At 68.0% G+C, this 18,570-nt stretch carries 18 protein-coding genes, 1 tRNA gene and 1 pseudogene; 8 read left to right on the top strand and 12 right to left on the bottom strand.

The features are described 5' to 3' along the window. On the top strand, positions 1 to 1,512 hold a 1,512-nt coding region (gene rpoD, locus JHD63_RS17110; protein ID WP_198972006.1), incomplete at its 5' end, for an RNA polymerase sigma factor RpoD. A gap of 297 nt (positions 1,513 to 1,809) precedes the next feature. Here rpoD and phhA read toward each other — a convergent pair. From phhA to cysS, 9 genes and pseudogenes are all read right to left on the bottom strand, one after another. Next, complete coding sequence (phhA, locus tag JHD63_RS17105; protein WP_198972005.1) at positions 1,810 to 2,706, bottom strand: phenylalanine 4-monooxygenase; 897 nt, start codon at positions 2,704 to 2,706, stop codon at positions 1,810 to 1,812. A 404-nt stretch (positions 2,707 to 3,110) separates the two neighbouring features. After that, positions 3,111 to 3,638, bottom strand: a complete 528-nt coding sequence (locus JHD63_RS17100) for a DUF2939 domain-containing protein (RefSeq protein WP_198972004.1) — start codon at positions 3,636 to 3,638, stop codon at positions 3,111 to 3,113. A 130-nt stretch (positions 3,639 to 3,768) separates the two neighbouring features. Continuing rightward, positions 3,769 to 3,861: transfer RNA gene (locus JHD63_RS17095), tRNA-Ser, on the bottom strand. A 60-nt stretch (positions 3,862 to 3,921) separates the two neighbouring features. Next, positions 3,922 to 5,190, bottom strand: coding sequence for an aspartate kinase (locus JHD63_RS17090; RefSeq protein ID WP_198972003.1), 1,269 nt, complete (start codon positions 5,188 to 5,190; stop codon positions 3,922 to 3,924). A 28-nt stretch (positions 5,191 to 5,218) separates the two neighbouring features. Then, complete coding sequence (tilS, locus tag JHD63_RS17085) at positions 5,219 to 6,235, bottom strand: tRNA lysidine(34) synthetase TilS (RefSeq protein WP_198972008.1); 1,017 nt, start codon at positions 6,233 to 6,235, stop codon at positions 5,219 to 5,221. A 141-nt stretch (positions 6,236 to 6,376) separates the two neighbouring features. Continuing rightward, a pseudogene (locus tag JHD63_RS17080) lies at positions 6,377 to 7,012 on the bottom strand (IS5 family transposase); the annotation flags it as partial. Positions 7,013 to 7,348: 336 nt separating this feature from the next. Further along, positions 7,349 to 8,326 carry an acetyl-CoA carboxylase carboxyltransferase subunit alpha gene (locus JHD63_RS17075; protein WP_198972002.1) on the bottom strand — a complete coding sequence of 326 codons (978 nt, stop codon included), beginning with the start codon at positions 8,324 to 8,326 and terminating at the stop codon, positions 7,349 to 7,351. Positions 8,327 to 8,391: 65 nt separating this feature from the next. After that, on the bottom strand, positions 8,392 to 9,039 hold the full coding sequence (locus tag JHD63_RS17070; RefSeq protein ID WP_370590555.1) for a DNA-3-methyladenine glycosylase family protein: 648 nt from the start codon (positions 9,037 to 9,039) through the stop codon (positions 8,392 to 8,394). A gap of 115 nt (positions 9,040 to 9,154) precedes the next feature. Then, on the bottom strand, positions 9,155 to 10,534 hold the full coding sequence (gene cysS / locus JHD63_RS17065; RefSeq protein ID WP_198972001.1) for a cysteine--tRNA ligase: 1,380 nt from the start codon (positions 10,532 to 10,534) through the stop codon (positions 9,155 to 9,157). 195 nt (positions 10,535 to 10,729) lie between these two features. Here cysS and JHD63_RS17060 point away from each other — a divergent pair, with 195 nt between their 5' ends. The 7 genes from JHD63_RS17060 (at position 10,730) to JHD63_RS17030 (ending at position 16,719) form a co-directional block, all read left to right on the top strand. Then, positions 10,730 to 11,812 (top strand): nuclear transport factor 2 family protein, encoded by a 1,083-nt coding sequence (locus JHD63_RS17060; RefSeq protein ID WP_198972000.1) that lies wholly within the window; start codon positions 10,730 to 10,732, stop codon positions 11,810 to 11,812. Between the two features lie 94 nt (positions 11,813 to 11,906). Continuing rightward, positions 11,907 to 13,163 (top strand): L,D-transpeptidase family protein, encoded by a 1,257-nt coding sequence (locus tag JHD63_RS17055; RefSeq protein ID WP_370590554.1) that lies wholly within the window; start codon positions 11,907 to 11,909, stop codon positions 13,161 to 13,163. Next, positions 13,163 to 13,759: a peptidylprolyl isomerase gene (locus tag JHD63_RS17050; protein ID WP_198971998.1), complete on the top strand. Its 597-nt coding sequence runs from the start codon at positions 13,163 to 13,165 to the stop codon at positions 13,757 to 13,759. The genes JHD63_RS17055 and JHD63_RS17050 overlap by 1 nt, the downstream gene beginning before the upstream one ends. Positions 13,760 to 13,788: 29 nt before the next feature. After that, a complete protein-coding gene (locus JHD63_RS17045) occupies positions 13,789 to 14,298 on the top strand; it encodes a peptidylprolyl isomerase (protein ID WP_198971997.1) in 510 nt (169 codons plus the stop codon). Positions 14,299 to 14,314: 16 nt separating this feature from the next. Further along, positions 14,315 to 15,085 carry a UDP-2,3-diacylglucosamine diphosphatase gene (locus JHD63_RS17040; protein WP_198971996.1) on the top strand — a complete coding sequence of 257 codons (771 nt, stop codon included), beginning with the start codon at positions 14,315 to 14,317 and terminating at the stop codon, positions 15,083 to 15,085. A 3-nt stretch (positions 15,086 to 15,088) separates the two neighbouring features. Then, on the top strand, positions 15,089 to 15,925 hold the full coding sequence (locus tag JHD63_RS17035) for a M90 family metallopeptidase (RefSeq protein ID WP_198971995.1): 837 nt from the start codon (positions 15,089 to 15,091) through the stop codon (positions 15,923 to 15,925). 161 nt (positions 15,926 to 16,086) lie between these two features. Next, positions 16,087 to 16,719 (top strand): YbhB/YbcL family Raf kinase inhibitor-like protein, encoded by a 633-nt coding sequence (locus JHD63_RS17030; RefSeq protein ID WP_198971994.1) that lies wholly within the window; start codon positions 16,087 to 16,089, stop codon positions 16,717 to 16,719. 9 nt (positions 16,720 to 16,728) lie between these two features. Here the strand turns inward: JHD63_RS17030 and JHD63_RS17025 are convergent, their stop codons facing one another. The 3 genes from JHD63_RS17025 to JHD63_RS17015 all read right to left on the bottom strand — a co-directional run. Then, positions 16,729 to 17,691 (bottom strand): Bug family tripartite tricarboxylate transporter substrate binding protein, encoded by a 963-nt coding sequence (locus tag JHD63_RS17025; protein WP_198971993.1) that lies wholly within the window; start codon positions 17,689 to 17,691, stop codon positions 16,729 to 16,731. Positions 17,692 to 17,728: 37 nt separating this feature from the next. After that, positions 17,729 to 17,938, bottom strand: a complete 210-nt coding sequence (locus JHD63_RS17020; RefSeq protein WP_233168315.1) for a DUF2783 domain-containing protein — start codon at positions 17,936 to 17,938, stop codon at positions 17,729 to 17,731. 14 nt (positions 17,939 to 17,952) lie between these two features. Beyond that, on the bottom strand, positions 17,953 to 18,570 hold a 618-nt coding region (locus JHD63_RS17015), incomplete at its 5' end, for an FAD-dependent monooxygenase (protein WP_198971991.1).

The raw sequence follows: 18,570 nt of genomic DNA, 5'->3' as shown, positions 1-18,570 counted from the left end.
GAGATGGGCACGGTCGAGCTGCTCACGCGTGAGGGCGAAATCGAGATCGCCAAGCGCATCGAAGGCGGCCTGCAGGCCATGATGGAGGCCATCTCCGCCTCGCCCGCGACCATCGCCGCCATCCTGGAAATGGGCGAGGAAATCCGCAGTGGCAAGGTGGTCATCTCCACCATCGTGGACGGCTTCTCCAACCCGAACGAGGCCGACGACTACGTGGCCGAGGAAGACTTCGACGAGTTCGACGAGGAAGACGACGACGACGGCAAGGGCGGCTCCAAGGCGCTGACCAAGAAGCTCGAAGAATTGAAGCGCGAAGCGCTCAGCCGCTTCGACAAGCTGCGCGAGCTGTTCGAGAAGATCCACAAGATCTACGACAAGGAAGGCTACGGCACGCCGGCTTATACCAAGGCCCAGCAGGCCCTCAGCGAACAGCTGATGACCATCCGCTTCACCGCCAAGACCATCGAGAAGCTGTGCGACCTGGTGCGCGCGCAGGTGGATGACGTGCGCAAGAAGGAGCGCGAACTGCGCCGCATCATCGTGGACAAGTGCGGCATGCCGCAGGAAACCTTCGTCAAGGAGTTTCCGCCCAACCTGCTCAACCTCAAGTGGGTCGAGAAGCAGGCCGCTGCCGGCAAGCCCTGGAGCGCGGTCATGGCGCGCAACATCCCGCCGATCCAGGAACTGCAGCAGCGCCTGATGGACCTGCAGTTGCGCGTGGTCGTGCCGCTGCCCGAACTCAAGGCGATCAACAAGCGCATGAACGAGGGCGAGGCCTCCTCGCGCGACGCCAAGAAGGAAATGATCGAGGCCAACCTGCGCCTGGTGATCTCCATCGCCAAGAAGTACACCAACCGCGGCCTGCAGTTCCTCGACCTGATCCAGGAAGGCAACATCGGCCTGATGAAGGCGGTGGACAAGTTCGAATACCGCCGCGGCTACAAGTTCTCGACCTACGCCACCTGGTGGATCCGCCAGGCCATCACGCGCTCGATCGCCGACCAGGCGCGCACCATCCGCATCCCGGTTCACATGATCGAAACCATCAACAAGATGAACCGCATCAGCCGGCAGCATCTGCAGGAATTCGGCTTCGAGCCCGACGCCTCGATCCTGGCCGAGAAGATGGAGATCCCCGAGGACAAGATCCGCAAGATCATGAAGATCGCCAAGGAGCCGATCTCCATGGAAACGCCGATCGGCGACGACGACGACAGCCACCTGGGCGACTTCATCGAGGACGGCGCCAACACCGCCCCCATCGACGCCGCCATGCAGGCCGGCCTGCGCGACGTGGTCAAGGACATTCTTGACGGCCTCACGCCGCGCGAAGCCAAGGTGCTGCGCATGCGCTTCGGCATCGAGATGTCCACCGACCACACGCTGGAAGAAGTGGGCAAGCAGTTCGACGTCACGCGCGAACGCATCCGCCAGATCGAAGCCAAGGCCCTGCGCAAGCTCAAGCACCCGAGCCGCTCGGACAAGCTGCGCAGCTTCATCGACACGCTGTAGGCGCTCGCTGGATCCCGGCGCTGTCCGGTTGCGAAATCAAAAGGCCCCGCACTGGTAGTGCGGGGCCTTTTTTCTTGGGGCTGCGCTGCGGGTGAAGCGCGGCGATCAGGCCAGCTCCAGCAGCATCGGCTGCGCCATGGTAAGCGTCCGGCGAAGTCAAGATGACTTCGCCGGACACTTACAGATCACGGAGCTTCCTGCAAGGCGAACGCAGGGCCGCCACCACAAAACCATGAAGAAAAGTGGCCGCAGCCCAGGTGGCATCTGGGCTAAATGCTATTAATTATATAGCAAACACTAACCGCGGCGGCGCCTGGCGTGGTAGCTGCCGGTGCCGCGCGTCAGCACCGTGTCGCCCGCCACCAGTTCGCCCGGCTCGTACTCGGGCTTGCCTGCAATCTGCGCATAAAGCGGGCCGAAGTCGATCTTTGCCAGCGCCAGCAAGTCCTCCAGCCGGTCCAGCACGAAGTAGCTTTCCTGGAAGTCGTCGATGCGGTAGCGCGTACGCATCACCCGCTCCAACTGAAAGCCGATGCGGTTGGGCGAGGCATCGTCCAGCGCGAAAACGCTCTCGGCATAGGACGACGCAATGCCCGAGCCATAGATGCGCAGCCCTCCGTGCTCGCGCACCAGGCCGAATTCCACCGTGTACCAGTAGACCCGCGCCAACTGCGGCAGCACACACAACTGCCGCGCGCGCAGGCCGCCCAGTCCATAGGCCTGCACGAAGTCGGCGATCACCGGATTCATGAGCATGGGCACGTGGCCGAACACATCATGGAAGACGTCGGGCTCCTCCAGGTAGTCCAGTTGCTGCGGCGAGCGGATGAACTGGCCCGCAGGGAAACGGCGGTGGGCCAGGTGGTCGAAGAACACCTCGTCCGGCACCAGTCCCGGCACCGCCACCACCTGCCAGCCGGTATGGCGCATCAGCACCTCGCTCAACTGCTCGAAATCCGGTATCTGCTCCGCCCCGATGGGCAGCGCCTGCATGCCCGCCACGAAGGCATCGCAGGCCCGCCCCGGCAGCAGCGCCGACTGGCGCTGGAACAGCGTGCGCCAGGTGGCATGCTGTTGCGGCGTGTAGCGCTGCCAGTCCTGATCGATGGTCCAGTCGGCGCAGGCCGGACGACCGGCATCGCCGGCGGCGGCGCCGTGCAGGTGGGGCGGGGAAGTCTCCAGTTGCGGGGCCATGGCGGCTTTCTCTTGTAGGGATCTGACCCTTCACTGTAGAGGCGGCGGTGCTCAGGCTTTCTGCGATCTGCTGTGAGTATTCACAGAATCTTGCAGGAATGGTGTGACATGCGGGCCGTGGGCGCTGGATTGCAACGGTCGCCCTCCATCCGCGCCGACGGGCAAATAATGTACTCACAAAACCCGTTGACAGAATATTTTCGTACGTACGATCACCATCCATGAGCACCCGCGTCGCCCCCCCAAGGACGCCGCCAACATTGCCAAGCATGTGCGTCGCCTGCGCTGGCGGCAAACTGACGGCATGAACCTCAGGCGCGTCGATATCGAGAAGGTGGCGGCGGACGCCGGCCGCGCCGTGCCTGCGTGAATCGCCGGCAAACCGCGAGCCAGATTCCAGCAGCTCAGTCCATCTTCACCGCCACCAGCTTCCACCCCATCAAGCCATCGCGCTTGAAGACAAAGCCGCCTTGCTCTCCCTTGGGATGCACGAAGACCTTTGACCAGCCCCGGTAGTTCACGGCGTAGTCCGGGCGCGGCTTGCTGCCCTGGGTGTCCACCCCCGCGCCCGCCGCCGCCACATCCGTGGACTTGCCTGGCTTGCCCTTCTCCAGCATCAGCATCACGCCAGCAGGCGACACCAGCGTTTCTGCGAGTTGGTTGATCATGCCGGCGGCCAGTATCTGCCCGAAGCCCGCAAACGGGTTGTCCTGCATCTCAGGCTTTTGCATCTCGGCCTGCATCTTGATGAGCATCTGCCCTTTCACGCTTTCGCGCAGCGCAGGGAAGTCCACATACTCGGAAACCGTGTCGGGGTCCTTGTTGTCAACGGCCTTGGCAATGCTGCGCAAGGCCAGGTACGGCGACGCGTACAGCAGCCCGGCGACGGCGGCACACGCCACGGCGGCACCAATGACGACCTTCGTTCTCATGGGTTCTCCCTCGGTTTGAAATCCGTTGGCACGGCGCGGCGCCAGGCACCGCTCGGCGCGCGATCAATGTCCGGCCCCCAATGAAAAACGCGCCCTAGGGCGCGTCTTGGATGCTCCAGGCAGCGAAGCCTGGCGGAAACGGAGGGATTCGAACCCTCGATGAGGCTCTACACCCCATACTCCCTTAGCAGGGGAGCACCTTCGGCCACTCGGTCACGTTTCCTTCTAGCCCACTATTATGCCTCAAGCCGCAGGGCCGTCAGCCGTGGGCTGACTCGGATTTTCAGGCCTTGGGCTGGTCCAGGTCGAAGGCCTTGTGCAGGGCGCGCACGGCCAGTTCCATGTACTTCTCGTCGATCACGACGGAGGTCTTGATCTCGGACGTGGAGATCATCTGGATGTTGATGCCCTCTTCGCTCAGCACGCGGAACATGGTGCTGGCCACCCCGACGTGGCTGCGCATGCCGATGCCGACGATGCTGACCTTGCAGATCCTGGCATCGGACTCGATGCGGTCGGCGCCGAGCGACGGCAGCACCTTGTTCTGCAGCAACTCGACCGTGCGCGCCAGATCGTTGCGGTGCACGGTGAAGCTGAAGTCGGTCTTGCCGTCCTTGCTGAGGTTCTGGATGATGACATCGACCTCGACGTTGGCATCGGCCACGGCGCCCAGGATCTGGTAGGCGATGCCGGGCTTGTCGGGCACGCCCAGCACGGAGATCTTGGCCTCGTCACGGTTGAACGCGATGCCGGATACGACGGCTTGTTCCATTTGTTCGTCTTCCTCGAAAGTGATCAGGGTGCCGGACGCGGCCTCCTCGGCGATGTCGATGTCCCAGGGCGTGAAGCTGGAGAGCACGCGCAACGGCACCTTGTACTTGCCGGCGAATTCCACCGAGCGGATCTGCAGCACCTTGGAGCCGAGCGATGCCATTTCCAGCATCTCCTCGAAGGTGACGGTCTTGAGCCGGCGCGCATCGGCCACCACGCGCGGGTCGGTGGTGTAGACGCCGTCCACGTCGGTGTAGATCAGGCATTCGTCGGCCTTCATGGCCGCGGCCACGGCCACGGCCGAGGTGTCGCTGCCGCCGCGGCCGAGGGTAGTGATGTGGCCCTGCTCGTCGATGCCCTGGAAGCCGGTGACGATCACCACCCGGCCCGCATCGAGGTCGGCGCGCACGCGGGCGTCGTCGATCGACTCGATGCGCGCCTTGGTGTAGGCACTGTCGGTACGGATCGGCACCTGCCAGCCGGCGTAGCTGACCGACGGCATGCCTTCGGCCTGCAGCGCAATGGCCAGCAGGGCGGAGGAGGCCTGCTCGCCGGTGGCGGCGAGCATGTCGAGCTCGCGGCCGTAGGCGTCGCCCGGCCTCGGAGGAGCGAGTTCCTTGGCCAGACCGAGCAGGCGGTTGGTTTCGCCGCTCATGGCGCTGGGCACCACCACCATGCGGTGGCCGGCGCGCGCCCATTTGGCGACACGTTTGGCGACGTTGCGGATGCGCTCGGTCGAGCCCATCGACGTGCCGCCGTACTTGTGAACGATCAGTGCCATGGAATAGATGCGAAAGACGGGAAGCGGCTCACGGCGCAGGAGGCAACTGGTTTTGGCGCGCCGTGGTGTGCCGTGCAGCAGGAGTGCCCAAAACCGCGGGATTGTACCAACCGAGCACCGCCCCCTCGCGCCGCACCATGCCCGCGCCCACCTTGATGCCGATGCGGTGGCCGCGGGTGGTGCAGGCCAGCACCTGGCGCTGCAGTTCGGCCAGTTGCACGGCGCTGGGTACCGTGCCGTGCGCGGTGCGCAGCCAGTGCCGCAGCACCAGGGCGCGGCGACCCGCGCCCAGTTGCTGCAGCGCGGCGATGGCGGGCGGGTTGCCGACCAGCAGCAGGTCGGACGCGGCCACTTCGTCGAGCACTCCCTGCGCCTCGGCCGCATGGGCGGCGCTGCGCGCGAAGGTGCTGCGGAACTGCGGGAACGCCTCTTCCAGCGCCGGCAGCAGGCGTGCGCGGATGCGGTTGCGGGTGTAGTGCGCATCGGCATTGGTGGGGTCTTCGACCCATGCCTCGCCCTGCCCCCGCAGCCAGTCGCGCACGGCCCTGCCCGGTACGCGCAGCAGCGGCCGGTGCCAGGGTCGGCGCGCGCGCTCCCACCGGGCGGGCATGGAGGCCAGGCCCGCCACACCAGCCCCGCGCAAGAGCGCCAGCAGCAGCGTCTCCACCTGGTCGTCGGCATGCTGGGCCAACGCAACCGCTGCGGTGCCGGCCATGGCGGGGGCTGTCAGCAGCGCCGCGTCGAACGCCGCATAGCGGCCTTGACGTGCGGCGTCCTCGGGGCTCTGGCCCGGCGCTGGCCGGGCATCGATGCGCTGCACGGCCAGCGGCACCTGCAGGCAAGCGCACAGCGCGGCGCAATGCTGCTCGAAGCCATCGGCCGCCGCTTGCAGACCATGATGCACATGGATAGCCCGCACCTGACCCGGCCAGCGCCGCGCGCAGGCCAGCAGCAGGGCGGTGGAGTCCGCACCGCCACTCAGGCCCACCGCCAGAGGGAGCGCCGGGCGAAAGGTCGCGATGGCGGCTTCGAACGACTGGATCACGTGCATGCCCCCAGCGCCCTGCCTGCGGATGGCAAGGCGCGGTGAGTGCGGGATGCAGGCAGGCAGCGCATGGCTGCCGATTATCGCGAGGCCTCAGAACGTGTTCAAAGTCTCTTGAGCAATAGAGCCAGGAAGGCCAAGGTGGCGAACTGCAAGCTGGTCGATCTGCACACTCACGTGTTGTCCCAGGATTGCCTTGGCGCCCAGCGCAAACGGCTGGCCCACGTAGCCGCTGCCGCACGGCAGGCTTTGCACCCGGCTCAAGGCGGGCTTGCCGCGCGTGAAGGCCTGCAGCGCACCCTTGCGGTCCGTCACCTCGGCGGTGCTCACTGCGATGGCGTGTGGCAGCCCCTGGGTGTCCACCGCAATGTGGCGTTTGATGCCCGAGACCTTCTTGCCCGCGTCATAGCCCTTCAGGCCCGCCGTGTCCGCGTTCTTCACGCTCTGCGCGTCCACGATCAAGAACGCGCTGCGTGCGTTACGCCCCAGCTTCTCGCGGGCCGCGCCAACCTGATTTTTTTAAAGCCCGCTCCAGCAGGCTGCCACCTTCGCGGGGCTCGCTCCAGATGGCAAAGTACGATGCACGGTGCGCCACTTGGGAAAGTCGCTGGGCAACGCGCGCCACTGACACCCCGTGCGCAGCAGGTACAGCACTGCGCAGAACACCTCGTACAGATCCACTTTGCGTGGGGCTGTCTTTCTGCATGCACTCTCCAGCAATGGCCTGATGACTTCGAACTGCTCGCGCTTGATATCGCTGGGGTAACTTTTTCTCATTCCCTGAGCTTCTCACACCAGGCAAGACTTTGAACACGTTCTGAGCCAGGGCCTGCGACTGTGCCGTGAGCGATGCATAGGCCTGGGATCAGGCCGCAAGGTAGTTGGCCACGGTCAGGGTCAGCAGACCGGCCACCAAGCAAGCCACGGAGACCAGGAGGATGTGGAAACGGTATGCTGCCCCCCTTCGAATCCACCTGCCACCCATTGAGCGGCGACACGCCATGCTACTTCCGGTTACAGCGCCATAAGATTGGCACGCCCAGGCCGCGACGGCGGCAAAAAACGACAACGGCCCGCGAGGGGCCGTTGGGGGGTAGCGGGCAGCCGCAGGGGTCAGCGGGCTTCAGCGCGGGTATCCCTGAACCGGCCGTAGCTCTGCAAGCGCTCGTAGCGGCGGTCCAGCAGCTCGGAAGTCTTGAGGTCGTGCACCTGGCGGAAGGCGTCGTTGAGCGCGCGCTTGAGGAAGGCCGCCATCTGCTTGTGGTCGCGGTGCGCGCCGCCGACCGGCTCGTTGACGATCTTGTCGACCAGGCCCAGCGCCTTCAGGCGGTGCGCGGTGATGCCCAGGGCGTCGGCCGCTTCCTGGGCCTTGTCGCTGGTCTTCCAGAGGATGGAGGCACAGCCCTCGGGGCTGATGACGGAGTAGACCGAGTACTGCAGCATCAGCACCTGGTCGCCGACGGAAATGGCCAGCGCGCCGCCGGAGCCGCCCTCGCCGATGATGGTGCAGATGATGGGCACTTCCAGCTGCGCCATCTCGAAGATGTTGCGGCCGATGGCCTCGGACTGGCCGCGCTCCTCGGCGTCGATGCCGGGATAGGCGCCGGGGGTGTCGACGAAGGTGAAGACCGGCAGCCTGAACTTTTCGGCGGTCTTCATCAGGCGCAGCGCCTTGCGGTAGCCCTCGGGCTTGCTCATGCCGAAGTTGCGCAGGCCGCGCTCCTTAGTGTCGCGGCCCTTCTGGTGGCCCAGCACCATGCAGGCATGGCCGTTGAAGCGCGCCAGCCCGCCGACGATGGACTGGTCGTCCGAGAAATGCCGGTCGCCATGCAGCTCGATGAAGTCGGTGAAGATCTCCTTCACGTAGTCCAGCGTGTAGGGCCGCTCGGGGTGGCGGGCGATCTTGGTGATCTGCCAGGGCGAGAGGTCGCTGTAGATGTCCTTAGTCAGCTGCAGGCTTTTCTTGCCGAGCTGGTCGATCTCCTCGGAGATGTCGACCGCCGATTCGGTCTGGACGTAGCGCAACTCTTCGATCTTGCTTTCGAGCTCCGCGATGGGCTGCTCGAAGTCGAGGAAAGTTTTCTTGGCCAAGGCCGTACTCCTGTGTTCCGCGCACTGCGATCGGTGCGCGGTGGGCCGCGCGCGGGCGGCCGGGCTCAATAGTCGACTGGAATCGGGTCCAGCGACCGCCAAATATACCAAGTCGCCACGCTGCAGTAGGGTGCCCAGGCGGCGGCGACCTCGCGCGCCTCGCTGCGGCTGACAGGGTCGCCCGAGAAATAATTCTGGCTGATGCCGTTGAGCAGGCCCAGGTCATCCAGGGGCAGCACGTTGGGGCGCATCAGGTGGAAGATCAGGAACATCTCCGCCGTCCAGCGGCCGATTCCGCGGATCGCCACCAGCTCGGCGATGATGGCCTCGTCCTCCATGGACTCCCAGGACTTGACGTGCACGGAGCCGGCGTCGAAGTGCAGGGCCAAGTCGCACAGGTACTCGATCTTGCGCGCCGACAGGCCGGCCGCGCGCATGTCGTCGACCTTGAGCTTGAGCACGTTGGCCGGCGTCATCTTGCGCGGCAGCTTGGCAAAGCGGGCCCATACGGCCTGTGCGGACTTAACCGAGATCTGCTGACCGACGATGCTGCGCGCCAGCGTGGTGAAGGCATCGCCGCGCGTCTGCAGGCAGGCGTCGCCGAACTGCGGGATCAGGCGCTTCATCACCCGGTCCTTGGCCACCAGGTGCCGGCAGGCTTCCTGCCAGTAGTCGGGGGTGAAGACCTGCAGCACCTCCGTGTCCACCGGAATGGTCTTGGCCGGCGCCTTGGCGGCGGCTTTGCCTGCCAGCGCGGCGGCGGGGGCTGAAGGGGGCTTGCGGGTGGCGGCCAAGATCACGCCACCCACGGACGGAAGCAGGGACAGGTCACGCGGCCACCTCCCAGGTGGTGCCAGCGGGCGTGTCCTTGAGCACGATGCCCTGGGCCAGCAATTGGTCGCGGATGCGGTCGGACTCGGCGAAATCGCGGGCCTTCTTGGCCTCGGCGCGCTGGGCGATCAGCGCCGCGATCGCGGCCTCGTCCAGCACCGCGCCGGCGCGCAGGAAGGCCTGCGGCGCGCCCTGCAACAGCCCCAGGCAACCGCCCAGCGCGCGCAGCAGGCCGGCCAGCGCGGCCGAACGGGTGCGGTTGACCTCGCCCGCCAGGTCGAACAGCGCCGCCACGGCTTCGGGCGTGCCGAAGTCCTCGTCCATGGCCGCCTTGAAGCGTGCGGCGTGGGGCTCGCTCCAGTCGATGGCCACGCCAGTGGCCGGCGCCACCAGGTCCAGCGCGGTGTAGAGGCGCTTCAGGCTGCTGCGCGCGTCGTCCAGGTGGGCGTCGCTGTAGTTCAGAGGGCTGCGGTAGTGGGCGCGCAGGATGAAGAAGCGCACCGTCTCGGCGTCGTACTTCTGCAGCACCTCGCGGATGGTGAAGAAGTTGCCCAGGCTCTTGGACATCTTCTCGTTGTCCAGCCGCACGAAGCCGTTGTGCATCCAGTAGCGCGCCAGGGGGTGGCCGCTCGCGCCCTCGCTCTGGGCTATCTCGTTTTCGTGGTGCGGAAACTGCAGGTCGGCACCGCCGCCGTGGATGTCGAAGCTCTCGCCCAGCAGGGCGCAGCCCATGGCAGAGCACTCGATGTGCCAGCCCGGGCGCCCCGGGCCATAGGCGCTCTGCCACTTGGCTTCGTCCGGCTCGCTGTCCTTGGCGGACTTCCAGAGCACGAAGTCCAGCGGGTCTTCCTTGCCATCGAGCACGGCCACGCGCTCGCCCGCGCGCAGTTCGTCCAGGGACTTGCCCGACAGCTTGCCATAGCCGGGGAATTTGCGCACCGCGTAGTTCACGTCGCCGCCCGGGGCGCGGTAGGCCAGGCCCCTCGCCTCCAGGCGCTGGATCAGGCCGAGCATCTGCGGCACGTAGTCCATGGCGCGCGGCTCGTGCGTCGGGCGCTCGATGCCCAGCGCGTCGGCGTCATGGTGCAGCGCCTCGATCATGCGGTCGGTGAGCGAGCGGATGGTTTCGCCGTTCTCCAGCGCGCGGCGGATGATCTTGTCGTCGATGTCGGTGATGTTGCGCACATGGGTCACCCGCAGCCCGGAGGCGCGTAACCAACGCTGCACCACGTCGAAGGCCACCATGGAGCGCGCATGGCCCAGGTGGCAGAGGTCGTAGACCGTCATGCCGCAAACGTACATGCGGACATGGCCGGGCTCGATCGGGGAGAATTCCTCCAAGGCGCGCGAGAGCGTGTTGTAGATGCGCAGACTCATGAGATGGACGGTGGCCGGGCCACGAGGCCGCACGCGAGCGGCGAGCGCCTTTTTCTTGCTATTGGGGTGGGGGCAGACGAGGGGCCCGAGGCGCGCTTGGGCGTAGACCCTCCGGCTACAATCCGCCGCAGTATAAGCCCCACGACCGCTCGCGCCGGGGCTTGCCGCTTTCCAGCACCGACCCACAGAGGCCCTATGCATCCAGGCGCTGCCGCCCTTCCGATTTCTCTGCGCACGCTCGCCATCTGCGCAGCACTGGGACTGTCAATGGCCGCCGGAGCTGCCCGGGCCGACGAGTACACCGACGTCAACCAGCTGATCCGCACGGGCAAGCTCGCCGACGCCCAGTTGAAGGCCGACCGCTATCTGGCCAGCAACCCGCGCGACCCGCAGATGCGCTTCCTCAAAGGCGTGATCCAGACCGAATCGGGCAAGCCCAACGACGCCATCGCCACCTTCACGGCCCTGACCCAGGAATACCCGGAACTGCCCGAGCCCTACAACAACCTGGCGGTGCTCTACGCCGGCCAGAAGCAGTACGACAAGGCGCGCATCGCGCTGGAAATGGCGATCCGCACCAACCCGAGCTATGCCACCGCCCACGAGAACATGGGCGACGTCTACGCCAAGCTCGCCAGCCAGGCCTACGGCCGCGCGCTGCAGCTCGATGCCAACAACGCCAACGTGCCGCCCAAGCTCGCGCTGATCCGCGAGCTGTTCGCGCCGGCGCCGGCCCGCGCAACCAAGGTCGCCGCAGCGACCCCGGCGGCACCCGCAGCAACGGTCCCCTCGGCGCCGGCGGTTACGGTACCGGCCGCCAAGCCCGCACCGGCCCCGACCCCCACACCGGCAGCACCGGCTCCCACCGCACCGGCGCCGGTCCCGGAACCATCGCCCGCGCCGGAGGCGGCCAAGACCGAGGCGGCCGCGCCCGCCACCGCACAACGCGAGGAAGTCGAGGCCGCGGTGCGCGCCTGGGCCAACGCCTGGCAGTCGCGCGACATGAAGGACTACCTGGCGGCCTACGGCAAGGACTTCCGCACCCCGGGCAAGCTGACCCGCGCCGCCTGGGAGGCCGAGCGCAAGGCGCGCATCATGGGCAAGTCGCGCATCAAGGTGGCCATCAGCAACCTGAACGTGACGGTGCAGGGCAACAAGGCCACGGCGCGCTTCCGCCAGGACTACAGCGCCGACACATTGAACGTCACCAGCCGCAAGACGCTGGAGCTGGTCAAGTCCGGCGACAAATGGCTGATCGTGCAGGAATCCACCGGTTGAGGCAGCAGCCGGCCCAATTCCCGCTCCCCCGCGTCCGCGCCGGCCTTGGCCTGGCCCGGTCGGCGCCGCCCACTCCCTGTTGCACACAGCTCCGATGATGCGGGCCGCTTCTGTGCCGGTTCTTGCGGCGGCTGCCCTCGTGCTGCTGGGCGCGGCTTTGCCGGCCGCCGCACGCCCCGAGAAGCCCCATCACGCCGCCAGCCGGCCGGCGGCGCCCGCCGGCGTGCAGGCACTGCCCCGCGACGGCGAGGCCGAGGCGCGGCTGATCGCCGTCTACCGGCTGATCGGACAGGGCGATAGCAGCCGCGCGCTGGCCGCCGCCGAGAAGCTCACCCTCGACTATCCCAACTTCCAGCTCGGCCAACTGGTCTACGGCGATCTGCTGGCCCAGCGCACCCGGCCGGTGCGCATGCTGGGCGACGTGCTGGATGAGGAGTCGCGCCAATCGCCCGCGCTGGCCGCGCTGCGCCAGGAGTCCGAACTGCGCCTGAAGGCGCTGCGGGAGCGGCCACCCGCGGGCAGCGTGCCCTCGCAATTCGCGCGGCTCGCGCCGAGCAGCCGCCATGCGATCGCGGTGGATACCTCGCGCGCGCGCCTGTACCTGTTCGAGAACAGCGCCGCCGGCCTGCGCCTGGTGGCCGACTACTACCTGTCGGTCGGCAAATCGGGCATCGAGAAGACGGCCGAGGGCGACATGCGCACGCCGCTGGGGGTGTACTACATCACCAGCAACCTCGACCCGCGCACCTTGAAGCCCTTCTACGGCGCCGGGGCGCTGCCGATCAACTATCCCAACCCCTACGACCTGCGGCGCGGCCGCACCGGTGGCGGCATCTGGCTGCACGGCACGCCACCGGACCAGTTCGCGCGCGCGCCGCTGGCCACCGACGGCTGCCTGGTGCTGGCCAATCCCGATCTGCGCCGGCTGCTCTCGACGGTATCGGTGCGATCGACGCCGGTGGTGATCTCCGAGCACCTGAGCTGGGTGCCGCAGCAGGCCGCGCACGCCGCGGCCAGATCGTTCGAGGACGCCTTCGAGGCCTGGCGCAGCGCCAAGGCCAGCGGCGACATCGAGCGCACCATGGCCTTCTATACGCCGGACTTCAACAGCTACGGCAAGCCGCTGGCGGAATGGCGCGCGGTGCTGCAGCAGGACATGGCGCGCGCGCGCGGCCGGGCGCTGCAGACCAAGGATCTGTCCTACCTGCACTGGCGCGAGGACGGCAACGAGAGCATGGTGGCCACCTTCGGCGAGGTGCCCGACGGCGCGCGCACCGGCCCCCTGCGGCGCCAGTACTGGCTGCGCACGCAGGGGCAGTGGAAAATTTTCTTTGAAGGAAACATAGGCTGATGAAAACCCTCCTCACCCTCCCCCGCGCAACCGTGTCGCGCCGCGTGGCCGGACTGGCCGCCGCCCTGCTGCTGGCCGGCGCCGCCGCACAGGCCCAGGCCGCCGACCCGCGCGTGAAGCTCAGCACCAGCATGGGCGACATCGTGCTCGAACTCGACCAGGCCAAGGCGCCGAAGACGGTCGACAACTTCCTGCAGTACGTGCGCGACAAGCACTACGACGGCACCATCTTCCACCGCGTGATCCCCGACTTCATGATCCAGGGCGGCGGCTTCACGCCCGACATGCAGCAAAAGCCCACCAGGGCGCCGATCGCGCTGGAGACCACCGGCCTGAAGAACGAGCGCGGCACCATCGCCATGGCCCGCACCGGCAACCCCAATTCGGCCACCGCGCAGTTCTTCATCAACGTGAAGGACAACGCCAATCTGAACCCGCCCAGCCCCGACGGCTACGGCTACGCGGTGTTCGGCAAGGTCGTCTCCGGCATGGACGTGGTCGACAAGATCCGCGCCGTCGGCACCGGCAACAAGGGCCCGCACCAGAACGTGCCGCTGACGCCCGTCAGCATCACCTCGGCCACCGTGCTGCCCTGACATTCCCTGAAACAGAAAGGACCCGCTCCATGAGCAACCCGCAAGTCGAACTGCACATCAAGAACTACGGCGTCATCACGCTGGAACTCGACGCCGCCAAGGCGCCGGCCTCGGTCGAGAACTTCCTCGCCTACGTGAAGAAGGGCCACTACGACAACACCATCTTCCACCGCGTGATCCCCGGCTTCATGGTCCAGGGCGGCGGCTTCGAGCCGGGCATGAACCAGAAGCCGACCGACGCGCCGATCAACAACGAGGCCAACAACGGCCTGAAGAACGACAACTACACCGTCGCCATGGCGCGCACCAACGCGCCGCACTCGGCCACCGCGCAGTTCTTCATCAACGTCGCCGACAACGGCTTCCTCAACCACACCGCGCCCTCGGCCCAGGGCTGGGGCTACGCCGTGTTCGGCAAGGTCGTCGACGGCACCGAGGTCGTGGACAAGATCAAGGCCGTGAAGACCGGCCGCAAGGGCTTCCATGACGACGTGCCGCAAGAGGACGTCATCATCGAGAAGGCCGTCCTCAAGTCCTGAGCGTCTGGCGCTCCCCATGACATCGACCGTGCCGCCGGTGGCCGGGCTTGCCGCTGCGGCGCACTGGCGCACGGTCGATGTCGTTTCCGACCTGCATCTGCACGCCGGCGACGCCGCCACCTTCGACGCCTTCGCGCGCTACCTGGCGCAGACGCCGGCCGATGCCGTGTTCCTGCTCGGCGACGTGTTCGAGGTCTGGATCGGCGATGACGCGGCGCAACCCGGCAGCTTCGAGGCGCGCTGCGCGGATGTGCTGCGCCACGCGGCCGGCCGCTGCGCCCTGTTCTTCCAGCACGGCAACCGCGACTTCCTGCTCGGCCCCGGCTTCCTGGCGCAGGCCGGCATGCAACTGCTTGCCGACCCCACGGTGCTGGCGCTGCACGGCCGGCGCTGGCTGCTCTCGCATGGCGACGCGCTGTGCCTGGCGGATGGTCAGTACCTGCGTTTTCGTGCCGAGGTGCGCACGCCCGCCTGGCAGCAGGCCTTCCTGGCGCGGCCGCTGGCAGAGCGCCACGCGATCGCGCGCGGGCTGCGCAGCCAGAGCGAGGCGCGCAAGCGCAGCGGCACCGGCTACGCCGATGCCGACGCCGACGCCGCGCGCGCCTGGCTGCGGGCCGCCGACGCGACCACGCTCATCCACGGGCACACCCACCGCCCGGCCCAGCACGACCTGGGCCAGGGCCTGACGCGCCTGGTGCTGTCCGACTGGGACCTGCAGGCCACGCCGCCGCGCGCCGAGGCGCTGCGCTTGTCGGCCGCCGGCGCGGTGCGCATACCGCTGGCCTGAAGCATGTGGAGCCGCCTGCGCGCCCTGCTGCCCTCGCGCCGCGCGGCGCTGGCCAGCGGCCGCACCATTCCCGATGCGCTGTGGCAGGACACGCTGGCGCAACTGCCCTTTCTGCGCGCGCTGACGGCGGCCGAACGGGAGCACCTGCGCCGCCTGGCCGCGGCCTTCCTGGACCAGAAGGAATTCCACGGCGCGCATGGCCTGGCGATCACCGACGCCATGGCCCTGTCCATCGCCACGCAGGCCTGCCTGCCGCTGCTGCACTTCGGCCCGGCGGCGCAGGCGCTGGCCTGGTACGACGACTTCGTGGTGCTGGTGGTGCACGCGGCCGAGGTGGTGGCGCCGCGCGAGCTGACCGACGAGATCGGCGTGGTGCACCGCTATGACGAGCCGCTGGTGGGCGAAGCCATGGAGCGCGGCCCGGTCACCCTGAGCTGGCAGGACGTGGCCGCGGCCGGCGAGCGCATGGCCGAGGGCACCAACGTCGTGGTGCATGAATTCATCCACAAGATGGACATGCGCGACGGCGCCGCCGACGGCTGCCCGCCGCTGCCGCCCGGCTTCCTGGGCACACACGGCCGCCGCGCCGCCCGCGCCGCCTGGCTGGCGGTGCTGGAGCCGGCCTACCAGGCGCACCGCGAGCAGGTCATCATCGCCGAGCGCTTCGGCGGCGCCACGCCCTGGCTGGACGCCTATGGCGCCGAGGCGCTGGAGGAATTCCTGCCCGTGGCCTGCGAGGCCTACTTCGTCAACCGCGCGCGCTTCGCGCAGGAATTCCCTGCGCTGCTGGCGCTGTTCGACGCCTTCTTCCGGCCTGGCAACCCGGTATCAAAATCATAGCTAAAAGCCCAGGTGAACTCTGGGCTTCAGGCACTTTTCCATCAGCATCCGCGGCAAATGCCATCCGCTCCGGCTGCGGCCGCGACACAAGGCGAAACAGCGTCCGTCCGCAGCAGGCGCACCATTCAGGGTTGCCCCAAGCACTCTGCAGGAGACATCCCATGCTCGAAAACCTGCCCGACGCCCTGGGCCATGCGCTGCGCCATCGCCGCGCCGGCCTGGACGGGCTGGCCTTCCACCACACCGGCCTGCGCAGCGGCATGGCGGCGCTGGACGTGCGCAGCCTGGCCTTTGCCGACCATGCCCCGATCCCCGCGCTCTACACCGCCGATGGCGAAGGCCTGTCGCCGCCGCTGCAATGGACCGGCGTGCCGGCGAACGCGGCCTCGCTGGTGCTGATCGTGGAAGATGCCGACGCCCCCACGCCCAAGCCGCTGGTGCACGCGATCGTCGTCGGCCTGCCGCCCGAGGACGGCGCGCTGGCCGAAGGCGCGCTCAACCAGCCGCCGCCGCAGGACGGCGAGCTGCGGCTGGGCCGCAACTCCTACCTGTTCGCGCGCTGGCTGCCGCCCGACCCGCCGCCGGGCCACGGCGCGCACCGCTATGCCTTCCAGTTGTTCGCGCTGGATGCGGGGGCGGACTTCGGCGATACGCCGGGCCGCGAGGCGGTGCTGGAGGCGGTGCAGGAACACGGCCTGGCCAGCGGCATGCTGATCGGCACCTACACGCGGCGGGACGGCTCGATCCGCCAGGACGATGCTTTGCCGCTCGCCGCGGGGCCGCTGGTCCGCTGAGGCACCGGCTCAGTCCAGCCTGACGCCCATCCGGGTGATCACGGCGCCCCATTTCCTGCGCTCCGCCGCGGTGAAGGCCGCCATCTGCGCGGGCGTGCCGGGCATGGGCTCGACGCCGAGCGTCTGCATGCGGGCCTGCACGGCGCTGGAAGCCAGCGCCGCCTGCAGCGCGCGGGCGAACTGCTCGATCTGATCGGCCGGCGTGCCGGTCGGCGCCACCAGGCCCTGCCAGGCGTAGCCTTCGAAGCCCTTGAGGCCTTGTTCGTCGAGGGTGGGCACCTCGGGCAGCAGCGCCATGCGCTGCAGCGAGGCCACGCCGATGACCTTGACCTTCTTCTCCCGGATGAAGGGCATGGCCGTGGCGCTGTCGATCCACATCGCCCCGATCTGCTGGCCCACCACGTCCAGGATCGCCGGCGCGGCGCCCCGGTAGGCCACGTGCACCATGGCCAGGCCGCTCTGTTCGCGGAACGACTCCCCGACCAGGTGGTGCGGGCTGCCCGGGCCGGCCGAGCCCCAGTTCACGCCGCCGGGCTGGGCCCTGGCCCAGGTGGTGAACTGCCGCAGGTTGTCGGCCGGCACCTCGTTGCCGACCACCAGCAGCATCGGGAAGCGCACCAGCATGCCGATGGGCTGGAAGTCTTTCTGGCTGTCGTAGCTCAGCCTGGAGAACAGGAAGGGGTTGGCCGCGAGCGTGGCGAAGTCGGCGCTGAAGATGATGTTGCCGTAGTCCTTCGAGCGCGCCGCGTAGTCGGCCGCGATGTTGGTGCCCGCGCCCGGCTTGTTGTTGATGACGATGGTGCGGTGCAGGCTCTTGCCCATGGCCTCGGCGAGCGTGCGCGCGACGATGTCCGAGCCGCCGCCCGCGGCGTAGCCGACCACCCATTCGAGCGGCTTGGGCTGCGCCCGTGCCAGCGAAGCCGGCAGGGCCAGGCCGGCGGCCAGGGCCCGCAGGAAGTTCTTGCGTTGCATGTATTTGTCTCCGGGGGTTCGCAAAGGATCGGGGTTTTCAGCCGGCGCAGGCCAGGGTGTTCTCGCGCGCCAGGGCGATCGCCTCGCGCAGCACCTGCCGGTCGCCGACGTGGTTGCACAGGATGAGCGCGAGCTTGGCGATCATCATGTCGGCCTGCTCGTCGCCGAGCTGGCGCTGGGCGTCGATCAGCTCGGCATAGAAAAGGTCGTGCTCGGCGATGTTGGGGGTTCTGATCAGTGCGTTCATGCTCATCCTCGGCATCAATGGAGCTGGAGCGCGCGGCGCAGGGCCTGCGCGACCGCCTGGGCGTCGAAGCTGCGCCAGCGCGCGGCCACGTGCTGGTCGGGGCGGATCAGGTAGACCGTGCCGGGCTGGCCGTCGTAGCGCTGCCGCACCAGGCCCTTGCGGTCGACGATGTCGCGGCCGACTTCGAGCACGCGCGCGGTGCAGCCGCCGACCGTGACGTCCTGCGCCGGCCCGAAGCTCAGCAGCGTGAAGTCCTGGCCAAGCTGGTTGAGCAGCCAGCCGCCGCGCCCCCCGACCTCGATCGGCGCGTCGGCGCAGTTGGTGCCCGGCCGCATGCCGCCCTCGAAATGCGCGCTGTCGGGCGTGTTGAGCGGCGAATGCAGATAGGGCGTCGGCGCCGACAGCCGCCCGCTGTTGACCAGCGGCCGCGCGAAGGCTTCGGTGCGGGCGAGTTCGAGCACCGCGTTGCGCAGACGCCGGGAGCCGCGGCTCTTGGGCGTGATGAAGTCGGTGGCGCGCGTGGAGTGGCCGAGGTTGTCGTCGGCGGCATGGGCGCGTTCCTCGTGGTAGCTGTCGAGCAGCGCCTCGGGCGCTTGGCCATTGAGCACGGCCTGCAGCTTCCAGCCCAGGTT

The organism is Xylophilus sp. ASV27 (assembly GCF_016428875.1).
Taxonomy (GTDB): Bacteria; Pseudomonadota; Gammaproteobacteria; order Burkholderiales; family Burkholderiaceae_C; genus Xylophilus.
The sequence above is the reverse complement of the archived record's forward strand: the minus strand, read 5'-3'. Positions and strand labels throughout refer to the sequence as shown.

Excerpts from the sequence above, each read along its gene's own strand:
- JHD63_RS17040 (WP_198971996.1), top strand. The coding sequence starts at position 14,315 with ATGACATCGACCGTGCCGCCGGTGGCCGGGCTTGCCGCTGCGGCGCAC.
- JHD63_RS17060 (WP_198972000.1), top strand. The coding sequence starts at position 10,730 with ATGCATCCAGGCGCTGCCGCCCTTCCGATTTCTCTGCGCACGCTCGCC.
- JHD63_RS17020 (WP_233168315.1), bottom strand. The coding sequence starts at position 17,938 with ATGAACGCACTGATCAGAACCCCCAACATCGCCGAGCACGACCTTTTC.
- JHD63_RS17100 (WP_198972004.1), bottom strand. The coding sequence starts at position 3,638 with ATGAGAACGAAGGTCGTCATTGGTGCCGCCGTGGCGTGTGCCGCCGTC.
- JHD63_RS17035 (WP_198971995.1), top strand. The coding sequence starts at position 15,089 with ATGTGGAGCCGCCTGCGCGCCCTGCTGCCCTCGCGCCGCGCGGCGCTG.
- JHD63_RS17055 (WP_370590554.1), top strand. The coding sequence starts at position 11,907 with ATGATGCGGGCCGCTTCTGTGCCGGTTCTTGCGGCGGCTGCCCTCGTG.
- JHD63_RS17090 (WP_198972003.1), bottom strand. The coding sequence starts at position 5,190 with ATGGCACTGATCGTTCACAAGTACGGCGGCACGTCGATGGGCTCGACC.
- JHD63_RS17030 (WP_198971994.1), top strand. The coding sequence starts at position 16,087 with ATGCTCGAAAACCTGCCCGACGCCCTGGGCCATGCGCTGCGCCATCGC.
- cysS (WP_198972001.1), bottom strand. The coding sequence starts at position 10,534 with ATGAGTCTGCGCATCTACAACACGCTCTCGCGCGCCTTGGAGGAATTC.
- JHD63_RS17025 (WP_198971993.1), bottom strand. The coding sequence starts at position 17,691 with ATGCAACGCAAGAACTTCCTGCGGGCCCTGGCCGCCGGCCTGGCCCTG.
- phhA (WP_198972005.1), bottom strand. The coding sequence starts at position 2,706 with ATGGCCCCGCAACTGGAGACTTCCCCGCCCCACCTGCACGGCGCCGCC.
- JHD63_RS17045 (WP_198971997.1), top strand. The coding sequence starts at position 13,789 with ATGAGCAACCCGCAAGTCGAACTGCACATCAAGAACTACGGCGTCATC.
- JHD63_RS17050 (WP_198971998.1), top strand. The coding sequence starts at position 13,163 with ATGAAAACCCTCCTCACCCTCCCCCGCGCAACCGTGTCGCGCCGCGTG.